At 38.8% G+C, this 19,969-nt stretch carries 11 protein-coding genes; all 11 read left to right on the plus strand.

The features are described from left to right. Positions 1-2,800, plus strand: a 2,800-nt coding sequence (locus DW862_RS18200) for a SusC/RagA family TonB-linked outer membrane protein (RefSeq protein WP_120069767.1), incomplete at its 5' end; no start/stop codon positions are given. An 11-nt stretch (positions 2,801-2,811) separates the two neighbouring features. After that, the gene (locus DW862_RS18205; RefSeq protein ID WP_243636511.1) at positions 2,812-4,386 is read left to right on the plus strand and encodes a SusD/RagB family nutrient-binding outer membrane lipoprotein; all 1,575 of its coding nucleotides are present in this window, start codon (positions 2,812-2,814) and stop codon (positions 4,384-4,386) included. 25 nt (positions 4,387-4,411) lie between these two features. After that, a complete protein-coding gene (locus tag DW862_RS18210; protein ID WP_008022208.1) occupies positions 4,412-5,548 on the plus strand; it encodes a glycoside hydrolase family 18 in 1,137 nt (378 codons plus the stop codon). A gap of 31 nt (positions 5,549-5,579) precedes the next feature. Then, positions 5,580-6,713 carry a DUF1735 and LamG domain-containing protein gene (locus tag DW862_RS18215; RefSeq protein ID WP_117684353.1) on the plus strand — a complete coding sequence of 378 codons (1,134 nt, stop codon included), beginning with the start codon at positions 5,580-5,582 and terminating at the stop codon, positions 6,711-6,713. Positions 6,714-6,867: 154 nt separating this feature from the next. Then, positions 6,868-9,051 carry a DUF4838 domain-containing protein gene (locus tag DW862_RS18220; RefSeq protein WP_008022211.1) on the plus strand — a complete coding sequence of 728 codons (2,184 nt, stop codon included), beginning with the start codon at positions 6,868-6,870 and terminating at the stop codon, positions 9,049-9,051. 98 nt (positions 9,052-9,149) lie between these two features. Continuing rightward, the gene (locus tag DW862_RS18225) at positions 9,150-10,478 is read left to right on the plus strand and encodes an MFS transporter (protein WP_004306233.1); all 1,329 of its coding nucleotides are present in this window, start codon (positions 9,150-9,152) and stop codon (positions 10,476-10,478) included. Between the two features lie 16 nt (positions 10,479-10,494). Next, positions 10,495-11,463: a 1,4-beta-mannosyl-N-acetylglucosamine phosphorylase gene (locus DW862_RS18230; RefSeq protein ID WP_004318517.1), complete on the plus strand. Its 969-nt coding sequence runs from the start codon at positions 10,495-10,497 to the stop codon at positions 11,461-11,463. 7 nt (positions 11,464-11,470) lie between these two features. Next, complete coding sequence (locus DW862_RS18235; RefSeq protein WP_008999519.1) at positions 11,471-13,744, plus strand: GH92 family glycosyl hydrolase; 2,274 nt, start codon at positions 11,471-11,473, stop codon at positions 13,742-13,744. A 294-nt stretch (positions 13,745-14,038) separates the two neighbouring features. Then, positions 14,039-14,932: a sugar phosphate isomerase/epimerase family protein gene (locus DW862_RS18240; protein ID WP_008647374.1), complete on the plus strand. Its 894-nt coding sequence runs from the start codon at positions 14,039-14,041 to the stop codon at positions 14,930-14,932. Positions 14,933-15,103: 171 nt separating this feature from the next. Continuing rightward, positions 15,104-16,543 (plus strand): DUF4992 family lipoprotein, encoded by a 1,440-nt coding sequence (locus DW862_RS18245; RefSeq protein WP_120069771.1) that lies wholly within the window; start codon positions 15,104-15,106, stop codon positions 16,541-16,543. 29 nt (positions 16,544-16,572) lie between these two features. Then, positions 16,573-19,959, plus strand: a complete 3,387-nt coding sequence (locus DW862_RS18250; RefSeq protein WP_004311797.1) for a TonB-dependent receptor — start codon at positions 16,573-16,575, stop codon at positions 19,957-19,959. Positions 19,960-19,969 lie beyond the last annotated feature (10 nt).

Here is a 19,969-nt window from a genome sequence, read left to right on the forward strand (position 1 = left end):
CTCCCAAGCAATCACACTTACCAACGCACAACCCTTGAAAGTTACCCTAGGAGAAGATACGCAAGTATTGGATGAAGTAGTTGTTACTGCATTGGGTATCAAGCGGTCAGAGAAAGCATTGACGTATAATGTACAACAGGTGAAAGGGGATGAACTTACAACTGTAAAGAGTACTAACTTTATGGGAGCACTGGCTGGTAAAGCAGCAGGGGTACAGATTAATTCTAGTGCTTCAGGTCCAGGCGGTGGTGTAAAGGTTGTAATGCGAGGTGCTAAATCTATTACGCAGAATAATAACGCTCTCTATGTGATTGATGGTATTCCAATGTATAATCGTGCTTCTTCCGGGGGTGATGGAGCTATGGCTACACAACCGAGCAGTGAATCAATAGCTGACATTAATCCGGATGATATTGAGAGCATGTCGTTGTTGACAGGACCTTCTGCAGCTGCATTGTATGGATATGAAGGAGCTAATGGAGTAGTATTAATTACTACCAAGAAGGGACGTGCTGATAAGACAACCGTGACTTATAGTAATAATACCACATTCAGTGATCCTATGATGATGCCTAAGTTTCAAAACACTTATGGTAATATGACAGGTGAAATGATGAGCTGGGGATTAGAAACTGATAAGAGATACGATCCTGCAAATTTTTTTAATACAGGAAGCAATGTATCCAATGCACTTTCTCTCTCTACAGGTAATGATAAGAGTCAAAGCTATATCTCTGTAGCCACAACTAATGCAACAGGCATTATGCCCAATAATGACTATGATAGATATAATTTCTCATTCCGTAATACTACCAACTTCTTGAATAATAAGTTTATTTTGGATACAAGTGCTAACTATATTATTCAAAACGATAAGAATATGGTATCGCAAGGGCAGTATTTTAACCCGCTTACTTCTTTGTACTTGTTCCCACGTGGCGAAGATTTTTCTGATGTAGCTGTATACGAACGTTATGATGATTTGTCGGGTGTAAATACTCAGTATTGGCCATATGGTGATTTAGGCGGTGTTTCGTCTCAAAATCCTTATTGGATTATGAATCGTATGAATCGTGAGAACGATAGAAGACGTTATAAATTGGCTGCTAGTCTACAATATAATATCATTGAAGGGCTAAATGTACAAGGACGTGTGAGCATCGATAACACCGAAAGTAAATACACCGAAAAATTCCACGCAGGTACGGTCGGTAATTTTGCTGGTCCAAAAGGGCGATATAAAGAAGAAAACCGTCTAGACAGACAAGTGTATGCTGATGTATTGGCGAACTTCAATAAAACGTTCAATGAATTTAATGTAACGGCCAATTTGGGTGCTTCTATTAAGGATCTTCGTATGGAGTTGACTTCTTTACATGGAGACTTGAACAATGTAACTAATCATTTTACTATCGAAAACCTTACACGCAGTGGTTATTATAAAGTAAATGCTGATGGTTTAAAGCGTCAGACACAATCAGTTTTTGCCAATGCGGAAATAGGCTGGAGAAGTTTTCTCTACTTAAGTCTCACCGGACGTGCTGACTGGGATTCTTCTCTGGCTCTTTCAGAAAGAGGAAATAAACCGTTTTTCTATCCTTCTATTGGTCTTTCAAGCATTTTGAGTGAAGTTATTGATTTGCCTGAATGGTTCTCATTCTTAAAAGCACGTTTTTCTTTCACTTCGGTGGGTAATGCCTATGATCCATATTTGACAAAGGTACGTTATGTTTATGATGATCAGCTTGACCAATATAAAGCAGAATCCTTGTATCCAAACTCTGATTTGAAACCAGAAATTACTAAATCTTATGAGGCGGGATTGAATATGCGTTTCTTCAAGAATACATTGAATTTTGATATTACTTATTACAACTCTGATACACGTAACCAAACATTCGCTGCGCCTCTTCCGGCAAGTTCTGGGTATACGGCTGTTAACATCCAAGCAGGTAGTGTACAGAACCAAGGTATAGAGATGGCCTTAGGATATAAAAATGAGTGGCGTGATTTCGGTTGGTCCAGTAATTTTACTTTTACTTATAATAAGAATAAAATTAAAAGATTGGCTGATGGTGTTACAAACAGAATTACGGGGGAACCGATTGAAATGCCTTATGTAGACAAAGCAAGATTAGGAGGCTCTACTTCACCGGTAGTACGCCTGACAGAAGGTGGTTCTATGGGAGACCTGTATATCAACCGTGACTTTAAACGCGATAATAATGGTTATATCTATTTGGATGCCAAGACAGGTTTGCCAAGTATGGTGGAAACCGAATATAAGAAAATCGGTTCATTGCTTCCAAAGGTTAATTTAGGATGGAGAAACTCATTTACTTATAAAGGTTTACGTCTGAATATATTGTTAAGCGGACGTTTTGGTGGTTTGGTTGTATCTAATACACAAGCTTTCCTTGATCGTTGTGGTGTTTCCGAATATAGCGCACAACTTCGTCAGGCTGGAGGAGTAACCATCAATAACAGAAATGTATCCGCTAAGGATTATCTCAGCATAGTAGCGGCTGGTACTGGTGAAGGTGACCACTATGTATATGAAGCAACCAATATTCGTTTGCAGGAGGTTAGTCTTGAATATACACTCCCTAAAAAGTGGTTGTATAACATTGCTGATGTAACATTAGGTTTAATCGGAAATAATCTGGGCATGATATATTGCAAGGCACCGTTCGATCCTGAATTGGTTGCGTCATCTACCAGTACATTCTATACTGGTGTGGATTATTTCATGCAACCTAGCTTGAGAAACATGGGATTTAGTATAAAAGTACAATTCTAATAAAGCAACGAATGATGAAAAGATTCAATATAATTAAGACTGTAAGCGTGGCAGCTTTCACTACTACTCTGCTATTCGCTTCATGTACGGGAAACTTTGACGAATTAAACACACATCCAACAGACGTGTATCCCGAAGATATGACTCCGACGGAACGGGTCGGTACGTTGTTTGTGGCTATGACTCGCTTATTGAATGCCTGTCAGGAAAATAACAGTCAACACACTGAACAAATGGTAGGGCAGTATGGCGGGGATTTTGCAACAACTGCTCCTTGGAATGGTACTAATTTTGGAACATTCAATCCTAGTGCTGACTGGGTAGATGTTCCTTATAAAGATATGTTTACAGAGTTTTATCCGAATTTCCAGACAATAAAAGAATCTACAGGAGGTACCGGATATATTTATGCGTGGGCATCTATTCTGCGGGTCGGTGTTATGCTTCGTGTAGCTGATATTTATGGTCCTATCCCTTACTCTGAAATGGGAAAAGGAGAATTCCAAGTGGCATATGACGATGTGAAAACACTCTATCATAATATGTTTGATGATTTGACACGTAGTATCAATGTACTTTCGGCATTTGTTCAGGAAAATGAAGGAAAAGAAGTACCTGTTGCCGAATATGATATCATATATAATGGTGATTTTAGCAAATGGATCAAATACGCTAACTCATTAAAACTTCGTATGGCCGTACGTATCGCTTCTAATACTGAAGATACAGAATATGCCAAACAAATGATGGCGGAAGCGATTGATGGCGGAGTAATAGAATCTAATGATGATAATGCCTTTTTTCCATCTATGCCATATAACCCATTTTGGATTGCTTCAGATTGGGGTGATTTAGCTATCAATGCAACACTTTCTGCATACATGAATGGATATAATGATCCACGTATCAGCAAATATATGAATACCTCGACTTCGTATAGAGAGTATCGTGGTGTACGTATGGGTATTAAAGATACAAGTAAAAGCGTTGAAGGTAGTGCTGCAAGGTACTCTAAACCAGCTGTAACAGATGCTTCTCCTATGCCAGTTTTTTATGCGGCAGAGACTTATTTCTTAAAAGCTGAAGCGGCTTTACAAGGATGGATTGCAGGTGGAACAGCGGCAGCTAAGAGTTACTATGAACAAGGTATTCAAATTTCAATGAATCAATATGGCGTAGAGATTGGTGATTATCTTTCAAGTACAGTTGTTCCTCAAGGGTATACAGATCGATGGAACTCTCAAAATAATATTTCATTTACTGATGTTCCTACTGTTGCATGGGAAAACGGAAGTAATAAACTTCAGAAGATTATTACTCAAAAATGGATTGCCAACTATCCATTGGGAATCGAAGCGTGGTGTGATTATCGCCGAACTGGTTATCCTGAATTGTTTACGGCGCGAGATAATCTAAGCTCTGTTGGTTATATCGGTGATATTGATAGTAAACGTATGGTACGTCGTTTACCATATCCTACAACGGAAAAATCTAGTAACTCAGCCAATGTAGAAGCAGCTATTGCAACTATGTTAGGTGGTCCGGACACCGGAGCTACAGATTTGTGGTGGGCGAAAAAGAATTAAATTTTAACCTGATAAAATATAGAATATGAATATAAAGCATATAAAAAATGCATTCGGATTTGCATTTGCCGCTATATTCTTCGTTGGATGTACGGATGTGGAATCTATTAATGATGTTGATTTGAATCAAACAATTAAAACTGATGAATATTATGCTGCTTTGCGCAAGTGGAAAGAAACACCGGGACTTCCACAAGTGTTCGTTTGGTTCGACAATTGGACAGGAACTTCTCCTACTGGTGAAAATAGCTTGAGAGGTCTGCCTGATTCTGTAACCATTGCTTCCAACTGGGGTGGGCATCCGAAATTTGAATTAACTTCGGAGCGAAAGGCTGATATGGAATATGTACAAAAAGTGAAAGGCACAAAGGTTGTTGTTACCTTATTTTCTCAAAATGTAGGCGACGACCTTCCGGATAAAGAAATTTATCACGAAGCTGGAACCAGTAGTGATCCGGAAAAGGTGAGGCCTGCAATTAAAGCCTATGCAGAGGATATTTATAAAGCTTGTCTTGAATGTGGATATGATGGTTATGACTGGGATTATGAGCCTGGTGGTGGAATGGGAGTTGGTCCGCTTTGGTCAAATAAAGTACAGAGAACTATTTTTGTCGAGGAACTTTCCTACTGGTTTGGACATGGTGCTATGGATCCTAACCGCGATCGTGGAGATCGCCCTATGCCAGAGAAACGCCTTCTTTTCTTGATTGACGGTGAGGTTGGAATCCGAACAGGTATGGATAAAGAATGGCTTTCATACTATGTAGACTATTTTGTATTGCAAGCTTATGGTGGAATGGCAGATTATAGAATGACAGGCGTGTTGCGTGATATGGATGATTGGATACAACAGGGGATTATTACTCCGGATGAAATTGTCCGTAGAACCATAGCTACCGAGAATTTTGAATCGTATGCTAATACTGGAGGAGGATTCCTAGGTATGTCAAACTACGTATATAAAAATACTTATACTGTTAATGGAAAACCTTATGAAATAGACCAGTTAATTGGTGGATGTGGTCTTTATCGTGTAGGCTTTGACTATGCACAAGGTAAGGGCGATTATGATGGTTCACCGGAATATTATTTCTTGCGTCAGGGAATTACAAACATATATAGGAATTTCTATGATCGCATGAATGCTGCCAACGAAGAATAATGATTAAACGAATTTTATAAGAATGAAAATTATGAAATATATCTATTTATCAAGTCTTATGATTGCATTGTCAGCATTCTTTTTTATAGGATGTGAGAATGCAGAATACAAGGCACAGTCAAACAGCCTTTACATAACAGATGCGGCTGGTACAAACAATGCTACTACTGTTACCATGGATGATGGTGCAGACATTAACGTTGTTGTGCGTTTAGCTCAAAAAGTTATGGAAGATGTGGAAGTGGAAATCCAGTTCTCTCCTGAATTACTGGCTGAATACAATGCAACTAGCGGTACGGAATATGAAGTCTTGCCAGCCGATATGCTTCCAAAGAATGCGACAGTGATAATTCCGGCAGGTGAAATTAGTGCTAATTATCGACTTCATGTGGATGATTTTGTGACTAATGGTATTACTTATGCCATTCCTCTTACATTAGGAAATGTTATAAAAGGTAATATTGTAAAATCAAAAGCTCAAAGTAAATTTATTTATGTATTAGCTAAGCCTTTGAATGTTTCTGTTCCTGTATTACGTGGTAATGCCGGAAATGTAACAACACTTCCTGAAACGGATTGGGGAATTACAGTAGATGCATGGACATTGGAAGCATGGGTACGTATGGATGGTTATAGTATAAATAATCAGGCTATTTTCACTTCCGGAAGTAATGATCATGAAATCTATATCCGTTTTGGAGATGCCAATAGGCCTTACAATTATCTACAGATAAAGTCTTTGGGAGGTCAAAAACAAACAGCCAGTGATTTGGAAGCAAACACTTGGTATCATTGGGCTTTCGTTTATAATGGAACAACACTTACCATTTATAGGAATGGAAAACAAGATACCTTCTTTGATCCTCCTGCACCGAAAGGTGGAAGCGTACGCTTTGATTTTATGAAAATAGTGGATAGTGGTAGCTATTTCCGTAATAATTGTGCTATGAGTCAGGTTCGCCTATGGAAAGTAGCTCGTACAGAATCGGAGATCGCAAACAATATGTATTTTGAAGTTAATCCTAAGAATCCTAATTTGATTGCCCTTTGGCCAATGGATGAAGGAGATGGCACTTCCTTTAGAGATGCTACAGGAAACGGACACAATGCAACATCTAATGGTGCACTTCAAAGGTGGGAACATAATATCCGATTTGATAAATAAAATGTTTTAGGCTAATAATTCATTGAAAGAGGAGGATATGTCGCAGAGGCATATCCTCTTTTTTATATGTTAAAGTATCCATAATTTATTAGAACTTTATTCTCCTGAATTGTACTTCTAGTAAATGCTCATATAAACTTAAATTCTAACAAACATGAAACATTGGTTATTATCTGTTTTGCTGGTGGTATGTGGTACTGTTTCAGCACAAATAACACTCGTAAAAGATGGCAAAAGTAGTGCTCGCATCATTGTGCAGGACAAGATGCCAAATAGTAAGACGTCAGCGCAATTCTTACAACGTTTTCTTACTGAAATTTCGGGAGTTGCACTTCCTATTGAAAATGATAAAACTCCTCGGAAAGGAGATATTCTCATTGGTGGTCAATCTTCGGCGGAAGTAACAGAGGATGGATTCTCTATTTCTACTCAAGATGGTATTCTAAAAATATCTGGTAAAGAAAACGGTGTTGTATATGGGGTTGTTACTTTATTGGAGCAATATTTGGGTATCAATTATTGGGGAGAGAATGAATATTCTCTTACCCCTTCAAAAACGGTGAACTTACCCTTCATTAATAAAGTCGAGAATCCGGGCTTTCGTTACCGTCAGACACAATGTTATGCTATCCATACAGACTCTATTTATAAGTGGTGGAATCGTTTAGAGGAACCGAATGAAGTGTTTGCTGCCGGTTATTGGGTGCATACTTTTGATAAGCTTCTGCCTTCATCCATTTATGGGAAAGAACATCCGGAATATTATTCTTACTTCAAAGGAAAACGCCACCCGGGAAAGGCCAGTCAGTGGTGTTTGAGTAATCCGGAGGTTTTTGAGATTGTAGCTCAACGTGTTGATTCTATTTTCAAAGCAAATCCAGATAAGCATATCATGTCTGTAAGTCAGAATGATGGTAATTATACAAATTGTACGTGTGATGCTTGTAAGGCAATTGATGATTATGAAGGAGCATTATCAGGAAGCATAATCACTTTTCTGAATAAGTTGGCTGCCCGTTTCCCGGATAAAGAATTTTCCACATTGGCTTATCTATATACTATGAATCCTCCGAAACATGTGAAACCTTTGCCGAATGTGAATATTATGCTATGTGATATTGACTGTGACCGTGAAGTAACTTTGACGGAGAATGCTTCGGGAAAAGAGTTTGTGAAAGCCATGGAAGGATGGTCTAAGATTACCAATAATATTTTCGTGTGGGATTACGGTATTAACTTTGATAATTATCTGGCTCCATTTCCTAATTTCCATATTTTACAGGACAATATCCGTCTTTTCGAAAAGAATCATGCCACCATGCATTTCTCTCAAATAGCAGGGAGCAGGGGAGGAGATTTTGCAGAACTTCGCGCTTATTTAGTGTCAAAGTTAATGTGGAATCCAGAAGTTAATGTAGACTCATTGATGCAACATTTTCTGCATGGATATTATGGGGAAGCAGCGCCATATCTTTATCAGTACATAAAGATAATGGAAGGCGCATTAATCGGTAGTGGACAGAGGTTGTGGATATATGATTCACCCGTATCACATAAATATGGCATGCTAAAGCCTGCTTTGATGCGTCGTTATAATCATTTATTTGATTTGGCTGAAAAGGCTGTTGCAGCAGAACCAGATTTCTTAAAACGAGTTCAACGGGCACGCCTGCCAATTCAGTATTCAGAACTGGAAATAGCACGAACGGAGACAGAAAAAGATTTGGTAGATATCAATAAAAAGTTAGACCTTTTTGAGGAACGCGTGAAAGAGTTTCAAGTTCCTACATTGAATGAACGTTCCAATTCACCGGTAGACTATTGCAAATTGTATAGGGAACGTTACATGCCGCAAAAAGAAAAAAGTTTGGCTTTGGGCGCAAAAGTTACTTATCTAATTCCTCCTACGGGAAAATATGCGGCATTAGGAAAAAACGCATTGGTTGACGGTTTGTTTGGTGGAGCAACCTTTGTTGATAGCTGGATTGGTTGGGAAGGAACCGATGGTGCATTCGTTATAGATTTGGGCGAAGCGAAAGAGATACATAGTGTGGAAACAGATTTTCTTCATCAAATAGGGGCCTGGATTCTTTTTCCTCTAAAGGTGGTTTATTCATACGCTGAAGACGGTGAACATTATACGCATTGGAGAACGATTGATTTACCGGAAGAACGTACGGGTGAGGTAAAATTCCGTGGAGTCAAGGCTGAATCAGCCGAACCGATAAAAACTCGTTATGTGAAAGTAGAAGTCACCGGAACGAAAGAATGTCCGACCTGGCATTATGGTGTAGGCCATCCTTCGTGGTTTTTTATAGACGAAGTGATAATAAAATAAAAAAAGTAGGGGGGAGACGTTAGTAGTTTCCCCCTTTTAGTTGTATTATATATAGATGGGTCAGAAAAATGAATTTTTTCATCTATATACTATGATTTATGCAACAGAATAAAACTGCTTCTCAACGAAAAACTATTAACCCGGCTTGCTGGGTACCTACTGCTTATTTTGCAATGGGACTTCCCTTTATTGCTATTAATCTGGTTTCTGTTTTCATGTTTAAGGATCTTGGAATTTCGGATACGCAAATTGCATTCTGGACTTCTCTGATTATGATGCCTTGGACACTGAAATTTTTGTGGAGTCCTTTTCTTGAAATGTATCGGACGAAAAAATTTTTCGTATTGATTACAGAATTATTGAGTGGTGTATTGTTTGGAGTAGTAGCCTTTTCTTTGTTTTTCGATTACTTTTTCGCCATAAGTATCTCTACGATGGCAGTGATTGCCTTTAGTGGAGCAACGCACGATATTGCTTGTGATGGTGTATATATGGCTGAATTGAACAAGGAAGATCAGGCAAAATATATCGGAGTTCAAGGTGCTTTTTATAATGTAGCCAAATTGGTTGCTAATGGAGGATTAGTTGCTATGGCAGGAGCATTGGCAGAGCATTTCGGAGCAATAGAAGGTGCTTCGATAGATGCTAACAAAGGAGCGTATTCATCTGCATGGATGATTATTTTCGGCGTAATTGCGGCAATAATGGTACTGATCGGTATTTATCATATAAAAATGTTACCTTCTACACAGGTTCCGTCAACAACGAAGAAAACAGCATCAGAAGTTGGGCACGAACTGGTAGCAGTCATTGCTAACTTCTTTACTAAAAAGCATATTCTCTACTATATCTGTTTTATTATTTTATATCGTTTGGCAGAAGGCTTTATCATGAAAATAGCTCCGCTGTTTTTACGTGCTTCAAGGGATGTAGGCGGCTTAGGACTGTCGTTGACAGAGATCGGCACGCTAAATGGTATCTTTGGTTCCGCTGCTTTCGTTTTAGGCTCATTGTTAGCAGGTATTTATGTCTCTAAGTTCGGATTGAAAAAGACACTATTTACTCTCTGCTGTATTTTTAATCTTCCGTTTGTAGCCTATACCTTTTTGGCAGTTGCACAGCCTACTAATGTATATCTGATCGGAACTTGTATAACAATGGAATATTTTGGTTATGGCTTTGGTTTTGTCGGACTGACGTTGTTTATGATGCAACAGATTGCTCCAGGCAAACATCAAATGTCACATTACGCATTTGCTTCAGGAATCATGAATCTGGGAGTGATGCTTCCGGGAATGGTTAGTGGTTATCTTAGTGACTTATTAGGATATCGTAATTTCTTTATCTATGTGTTAATCGCAACTATTCCAGCTTTTCTGATTACTTATTTCATACCTTTCACGTATGATGACTCAAAAAATAAATAATATAAAATCAACGATTATGAATAAAATTCAAATTCCTTGGGAAGATCGTCCTGTCGGATGTACGGACGTTATGTGGCGTTACTCACAAAATCCAGTTATCGGACGTTATCATATTCCTTCATCTAATAGTATTTTCAATAGTGCTGTTGTTCCTTTTGAGGATGGTTTTGCAGGCGTATTCCGTTGTGATAACAAAGCTGTACAGATGAATATCTTTGCAGGTTTTAGTAAGGACGGAATTCATTGGGATATCAATCATGAACCTATTCAGTTTAAAGCAGGTAACACGGAAATGATTGAGTCGGAATATAAATACGACCCTCGTGTTACATGGATTGAAGACCGTTATTGGGTGACTTGGTGTAATGGTTATCATGGCCCTACGATTGGTATTGCCTATACTTTTGACTTTAAGGAGTTTTTCCAGTGCGAAAATGCTTTCTTGCCTTTCAATCGTAATGGTGTACTTTTCCCGCAGAAGATCGATGGCAAGTATGCGATGTTGAGTCGTCCCAGTGATAATGGACATACTCCGTTTGGCGATATATACATCAGCTATAGCCCGGATATGAAATATTGGGGTGAACACCGTTGTGTAATGAAAGTGACTCCTTTCCCGGAAAGCGCTTGGCAGTGTACAAAGATTGGTGCAGGTTCAGTTCCTTTCCTTACAGATGAAGGCTGGTTGCTGTTCTATCATGGTGTAATCACTACTTGTAATGGTTTCCGTTACGCTATGGGAGCTGCCATATTGGATAAAGATCATCCGGAAAAAGTTCTTTACCGTACACGTGAATATCTGATAGGTCCGGCTGCTCCTTACGAACTTCAGGGTGACGTTCCTAATGTAGTATTCCCCTGTGCTGCTTTGCAAGATGGTGAACGTGTTGCTGTTTATTATGGTGCGGCAGATACTGTGGTAGGTATGGCCTTCGGATATATAAAAGAGATTATCGATTTTACGAAACGAACGAGTATCATTTAATAAAGATATGAAACGTATTATATTAACTTACACACTTGCTTTTTCCCTTCTTTCCGCATCTGCGGGGGAAGGGGGAAGCCCTCCCCTAAAAAATACGGATAAAGGTCTTTTGATAGATTATGTAGATCCTTTTATCGGAACTACTAATTTCGGGACTACCAATCCCGGAGCGATTTGTCCAAATGGTATGATGTCTGTGGTTCCTTTCAATGTGATGGGATCTTCTGAAAATACCTATGATAAAGACGCACGGTGGTGGTCTACGCCTTATGAATATACAAACTGTTTCTTTACCGGATATGCTCATGTAAATTTGAGTGGAGTCGGTTGTCCGGAATTAGGTTCTTTATTGCTGATGCCTACTACCGGAGAACTGAATGTGGATTATAAGGAATATGGTAGTAAGTATAAGGATGAACAGGCTTCACCGGGTTATTATTCTAATTATCTGACTAAATACAACGTAAAAACAGAAGTCTCGGCTACTCCTCGTACCGGTATTGCCCGTTTTACTTTTCCAAAAGGAAAAAGTCATATATTGTTGAATTTAGGTGAAGGATTAACGAATGAGAGCGGTGCCATGCTTCGTCGTGTAAGCGATTGTGAGGTGGAAGGAGTCAAATTGCTTGGTACATTCTGTTATAACCCTCAAGCTGTGTTTCCTATTTACTTTGTATTACGGGTTAAAAAGAACCCTTCTGCAACAGGGTATTGGAAGAAACAACGTGCGATGACGGGTGTTGAGGCTGAATGGGATCCGGACCAGGGAAAGTATAAACTTTATACTCGCTACGGAAAAGAAATAGCAGGAGATGACATCGGTACTTATTTCTCCTTCGACACAGAAGAAGGTGAGCAGGTAGAAGTACAAATGGGAGTTTCTTTTGTAAGTATAGAAAATGCCCGGTTGAATCTGGATCGTGAACAGGCTAGAAAGAATTTCGAGCAGATTCATGCTGAAGCACGCTCCAAATGGAATGATGACTTATCACGTATAACTGTAGAAGGTGGTACGGATGCTCAAAAAACTGTATTTTACACAGCACTTTACCATTTGCTGATTCATCCTAATATTTTGCAGGATGTAAACGGAGAATATCCGGCAATGGAAAGTGATAAGATTTTGACAACAAAAGGAGATCGCTATACTGTCTTTTCTCTTTGGGATACTTACCGCAATGTTCATCAATTGTTGACTTTGGTTTATCCGGAACGTCAGATGGAAATGGTACGTACAATGCTCGATATGTATCGCGAACATGGATGGTTGCCTAAATGGGAATTATATGGCAGGGAAACATTGACAATGGAAGGTGATCCGAGTATTCCGGTAATTGTAGATACCTGGATGAAAGGTTTGCGTGATTTTGATGTTGATTTGGCTTATGAAGCAATGTATAAATCTGCTACATTACCCGGAGCGGAAAACTTGATGCGTCCTGATAATGATGATTATATGTCCAAGGGATATGTGCCTCTTCGCGAACAGTATGACAATTCCGTATCTCATGCATTGGAATATTATATTGCTGATTTTGCGTTATCTCGCTTTGCAGAGGCTTTGGGTAAAAAGAAAGATGCAGAGATATTCTACAAGCGTTCTCTGGGATACAAACATTATTATAGCAAAGAATTTGGTACTTTCCGTCCGATTCTTCCGGATGGAACTTTTTACAGTCCGTTTAATCCGAGACAAGGAGAAAACTTTGAACCGAATCCCGGTTTCCATGAAGGTAATTCCTGGAATTATACATTCTATGTGCCACATGATGTATATGGCTTGGCAAAACTAATGGGTGGGAAGAAACCTTTTATTGATAAGCTACAAATGGTTTTTGACGAAGGGCTTTATGACCCGGCAAATGAACCGGATATTGCTTATGCCCATTTATTCTCATATTTTAAAGGTGAAGAATGGCGCACACAGAAAGAGACGCAACGTTTAATAGACAAGTACTTTACTTCCAAACCTGATGGTATTCCAGGAAACGATGATACGGGAACGATGTCTTCCTGGGCTATTTTCAATATGATTGGTTTTTATCCTGATTGTCCCGGACTACCCGAATATACATTGACGACTCCGGTTTTTAATAAGGTAACGATTCGGTTAGATCCGAAATGGTATAAAGAGAAAGAGCTAATAATTGAAACTAATCGCACTCAACCAGGAACTTTATATATTGATAAGGTACTGTTGAATGGTCAAAAGTTTAATAAATATCATATTACACATGATGAACTTGTTCACGGCAAATATTTAAAATTTGAATTGAAATAACACACAGTGTTTCATAGGTATCGTTTTTGGGTTGACAGGGCTGTCGGACTTCTTATGGTCCGGCAGCCCATTTTTTTACATTTACTTTTATTGTTACTTCTCGGAAAATAGCGACACTATATGCTCGGGATAGTGACGGTATCCGGCTAAAATAGCGTCACTATTTCTCCCGGATACCGTCATTATCTTATTTTCATTAGACTATACTCTGCCACATTTATAGTTATTCTCTGTTTTATAGGTGATTACAAAAATCTCTTTCATACGTCTACTATGTAAATTGTAGGCAATAAGATGAAAACAAGAAGAAATTTATTCAAACATATCCTTTGGATATTAATACTTGCAGAGTGTTTCCCTCTATTAGCGATTGCCGGATCGCAGCAAAAGGAACAACGTTATAAAATAGCTGTATGTGACTGGATGATTCTGAAGCGTCAGAAAATCGGTTCATTTCAATTGGTACACGAATTGAATGGTGACGGCGTCGAACTAGATATGGGTGGCCTTGGCAAGAGAGAAATGTTTGATAATAAATTGCGGGAACCTCATTTTCAGCAGCTATTTCGTGAAACTGCTCAAAAATATCAATTAGAGGTTTCTTCTATTGCTATGTCCGGTTTCTACGGACAGTCTTTTCTGGAACGTGCTAATTATAAAGAGTTGGTTCAAGACTGCCTTCATGCAATGAGAGTAATGAATACTAAAGTAGCTTTTCTTCCTTTGGGGGGAATCGAAACTGGATGGGAAAAGAATTCAGCACTTCGAACAGAAGTTGTAAAACGTTTGAAGGAGGTGGGAGATATGGCTGCTTCTGAAGGAGTAGTTATCGGCATTGAAACTCAACTGGATGCTAAAGGAGATGTGAAACTGCTGAAAGAAATTAATTCTTCGGGAATCAAGATCTATTTTAAATTTCAAAATGCATTGGAGAATGGAAGGGATTTGTGCAAGGAGCTGAAGATTCTGGGGAAAAAGAGGATTTGCCAGATTCACTGTACGGATACTGATGGAGTGACTTTACCTTATAATGAACGATTAGATATGAATAAGGTGAAAAAGACACTGGATAAGATGGGATGGAGTGGATGGCTGGTGATAGAACGTTCGCGTGACAAGGATGACGTACGGAACGTGAAAAAGAATTATGGTACGAATATTAAGTATTTGAAAAAGGTGTTTCAGTAAAGATAGGAGGAGATTATGATATAGTTAATATGATAGAGAGAAAAAAAGCAAAATCTATTTTTTTATTCTTTTAAGTGAGTACATATTTTTTGATTGTACGTCTTTCCTTAAAAGAACTTTTAGATTTTGAAGATATAATATATTATTTTTGTTTAAATTAAAATTTAATCTATGAAGAGTAAGATGATGAAGATTAAAACGAAAGTCGTCGGGAGCATAGCTTGTTTATCGATGATCTTATTTATGGGCTCTTGTGCGGGAGATGGTTTTGATGAAGAAACTTTCTCCGGTGGCGTGACGAATACGCAATTGGATTCGCCGAAAGCATCGGATGTGGCTTTTGAAAAACTGGCTACAACTGAAAATAATGTAAAAGTTACTTGGTCGGTTGTTATGGGTGCAGGTGGTTACAAATTTTCTATGTATATTGTAGATGACCCCGACCATCCTGTAGCTGTAGTGAAGGACAGCATTGTAGACGGGACAGCTGTGGTATGTCCTTGGGTAGAAGATACGAACTATAAGGTTGAGATTGCAGCATTGGGGAATGAAAAGTTGAATAATACAGCTTCCGTTTCCGCCACTGAAATCAGTTGGTCTACACTTGTTGCCGCAACGCTTGTTCCTAATGGTACAGACTTGACTACATATTTTGCTGAACATCCGGTGACTACGGGAAAAGATACAGAAGTTGCTTTCGAACTGGAAGCAGGAGGGACGTATTATATTTCAGGAGATTTGAACTTTGGCGTAAATAATGTACAGTTGCGCGGAAATAAAACACGCGGGAATGCGAATGTGAAATTCACTGCTCCGGCTTCTATTATTACTTGTGGTGGAGGATTAGCCTTGAAGTTTATCAACTTTGATTGTGATGTAGTGACAGATGGGGCTTTTTTAAAGTTTGGTGATGTTCCGGAAGAGATATTGGATACAAAGAGAACCGATCATGGAAAAGTAACTAATCCTATGGTTATTCAATCTTGCAATATCAAGGCTGTTAGAAAATACTTAGTTCACATTAACGGAAAGAAGTATGGTATTCAAAATTTTGCAATCAGAAATTGTGTAATAGATTGCTATCAAGCTGCTGACCTGATAAACTTTAACTCTAGCAGTTCGATTGTGAAAGACTTCGAAATAAGTAACTCTACGATTTATAGTCATAACCAAAACGGTTCTCGTTTTTTACGTTATGGAGGTGGACAAACAACCAGTTATGATGGTTGGTCAAGAGGATCGATGACATTTATAAGCAATACATTCTATAATCTCTCCTATTCCGGACAGAGTTTTAATGGCAATGGTTGGTCACAGACACATAATGAGGTAATTTCAAAGAACAATTTGTTTATTGACTCATTTTCGGGAAATTTCAATCGTCGTATAAGAATGCAGGGTACAAAGGTAGCTGCAACTTTTGAAAATAACTGTTATTGGTACAATGGCGCATTGCCACTGGATGAGACTTCAAATCGTGCGGATGGTGATAAGAGCAATTCTGCTTATGGCGTGGATCCGGGATTCGCTGATGCTGCAAACGGTGATTTTACTCCGAGTGCTCCCGAAGTATTTGCTCATGGTAGTGGCGACCCGCGTTGGTTAAATTAAAAAGATAATAAATCTAGAATACGATAAAGATGAAACATAAGAATATATATAGAATCAGTATCAGCCTGCTTCTAGCTTTTGTGATGGCTTTGCCGACAATAGCACAGAATACTAAAACATTCAAAGGAGTTGTGCTGGATGAGACCGAGCAACCTATTATTGGAGCTGCCATAAAGGTTGTAGGAACAACAGTGGGAACAATAACGGATTTAGATGGAAATTTCACATTGAATGTTCCTGATGGTAAGGAAGTGGAAATCTCTTATATAGGATATGTACCACAACGTTTTTCTGCTCCATTCAAATTGACAAAGATCATCTTGAAGGAAGATACGCAGCAATTGGATGAAGTTGTAGTTGTGGGTTATGGTACGCAGAAGAAAGCGCATTTGACTGGTGCTATCGCCACTGTTCCCGTTGATGATATTCAGGATATTTCAAGTGGAAGTTTGGCCAGTACATTGAGCGGTTTGGCAAATGGTATCTCTGTAAACGGAGGTGATACTCGTCCGGGACAAAACGCTACGATTACTATTCGTCAGAATGGTGAGTTGGAAGAAATGGGAGGTACCAACCTGCAGCCATTGTATGTTATTGATGGTTACATTTATCCTACGGAAGTAAAAGTGGGAAGTACTTATACTAATTTGGGTGCGGAAGCGTTTAACAACTTAGATCCATCAGTTGTGGAAAGTATTTCTATCTTGAAGGATGCTTCTGCAGCAGTTTACGGTGCTCGTGCAGCAAATGGTGTTATTCTGGTAACCACAAAAAAGGGAAAGTTAGGTGCGCCTAAAATTTCATATAATGGAACATTTGGTATTACAGATGAAGTATCTCGTCCTAAGATGTTGAATGCGTATGAGTATGGCAAGTTATGGAATGCAGTACGTATGGCTGACCCGACGGAGACAAGTATTGATCCGTTAAGAGCTATTTTTCAGCAGGATGAGTTGAATGCCATGAAAAGTTTGCACTATGATTTACTGGATAAATATTGGGAATCCGCATTGACGCAGCAGCATAGTGTAAACCTGAGCGGTGCTACTGAAAAAGCCAGTTATTTTGCCGGAATTTCTTATTTTGATCAGGATGGTAACTTAGGTAAGCTGGATTACAATCGTTGGAATTACCGTGCTGGTGTAGATGTGAAAATCAGCAAGTGGATAAAAGCGAATGTACAGGTCTCCGGTGATTATGGAAAGAAAAATACTCCTCTGAATCAGGTCGGAGGTTCGTCTGCAGAGAAAGATTACAATACGCTGTTGACACATCCTTATTATATTCCCGAATATGTGGGTGAATATGCGGTAGCTGCTTACGGTCCTACTAATTCATCGGTAAGTAATATTCAGAATTACAATTTCAATGTACTTCAGAATAATGGCGACTATAAACGAAACATGACATCAAACATGAATATTAATGCCGGGTTGGAATACGATTTCGGATGGAATAAATGGTTGAAAGGACTGAAATTGAAGTTTACTTATTCGAAGAGTGTCAATACGAATAAGACAAATGATTATGGTACTTCTTATAATCTTTATTATTTGGAGACTCGTTCTGGTAGTGGAGAACATTTGTATACTCCAATTGAAGGAGCGGATAACAGTGCATTTGAAAATACTAGTTTTTATTTGGCAAATAGTGGAAAACCGGTGGTTAACTCCAGTACAAGTGATATTACTGGATATTTGTCTCGTTCCATGACTCGTTCGGATAACTATCAGATGAACTTTACTGCAGCATATAATAGGGATTTCGGACTACATTCTGTAGGAGGTTTATTCTCCATTGAAAAGTCTGAATCAGAAACAGAATATTTGTACGGTATGGTTACTAACCCATACGAATTTACGACAGGACAATCTAATTCGGTAGACTGGAATAGTACTCCTAGTACAGAATTCACTCGTTTTGAGTCGGGTAATTTATCTTATATCGGTCGTTTGAATTATTCTTATGATAACAAATATTTACTGGAGTTCCTGCTTCGTTCGGATTCTTCCACCAAGTTTGCTCCTGAAAATTATTGGGGATTTTTCCCGTCAGTATCTGCTGGTTGGGTGGTTTCACAAGAAGAATGGTTTACTAAGAACGTTACATGGATTGATTACTTAAAGTTGCGTGCATCTTTTGGTTTGACCGGTCGTGATAATACAACAGCATGGCAATGGTTGCAGACTTACGGAACAGATAAGGATAAAGGGCCAGTATTTGGCACTAGTACAGAGGCCAATGCCGGTAGTCACCTCACAATGAATAAAAACAATGCAGCAATCAATCGGGATGCTCATTGGGATAAATCTTATAAAGGTAATTTGGGGCTTGATTTCAATGTTCTCGATAATCGTTTATCATTTAATATTGACGCTTACTATGAATGGAACCGTGAGATGTTGCTTAGTTATAATGCCTCTGTTCCATCTACAGTGGGAGCTAATTCTGCGAAAGTGAATTATGGAGAATTGAATACTTATGGTGTCGAACTGTCTGCTACATGGAGAGACAAGATAGGTAAGGATTTTAAGTATAAAATTCAGTTGAACACCGGGTATAGTGATAATGAGATTTTGGTAAGAGACTGGGATCAGAAGCCTACTTATAAGAGCTATAAGAAGGGTGATCGTTTGGATCAAGGCATCTGGGGTATGCAGTGTATCGGTATGTTCCGCAGCTATCAGGATATTGACGAGTATTTTGCCAAGTACAATATTACTTCCTATATGGGTAACGTTAAAGAAGATGTAAAACCGGGTATGTTGATTTATAAAGACGTGCGTGGAGCCAGACAAGATGATGGTACATACGCCGGACCGGATGGTGTGGTTAGCTCTGAAGATGACCAAGTACGGTTATCTAATCGAAGCAATCCTTACAGCATGACAATGAACCTGAACGCAGAATGGAAGGGGCTTTCTTTGACAGCTCAGTTTAATGCGAGCTGGGGTGGTTATAGTTTCTTGCCTGATGATGCAATTTCTTTAGGAAACCAAGGAACATCGGCTAATAAGTATAATGATTTGGAATATGCAAATATGCCTTCGTTCTGGACTACAGACAATATGTTTGTGTATAACGACGTAGTAGATGCAGCAGGTAATGTAGTGGTGAAAGCCAATCGCAATGGAAAATATCCGAACTTGAGATGGGGCAGCGTGAATGCAGTAACTTCTTCTTTCTGGAGAGTAAGCGGAACACGTGTCAAACTGAATCGCGTTACATTAGCTTACCGTATACCGTCAAAATATACAAAAATGATAGGTATCGAAAGTTGCCGTTTTAACATTACAGGACAGAATCTATTAAGTTTCTATAATCCTTATCCGGATAATTTTATTGATCCGATGACTACTTATGGGAATTATCCTACCCTGCGTAAATTCACGATTGGTGTTAATTTAACATTCTAAAAGAACAGTA

Origin of the sequence: Bacteroides sp. AM37-9 (assembly GCF_003603455.1) — a bacterium.
Classification (GTDB): domain Bacteria; phylum Bacteroidota; class Bacteroidia; order Bacteroidales; family Bacteroidaceae; genus Bacteroides; species Bacteroides xylanisolvens.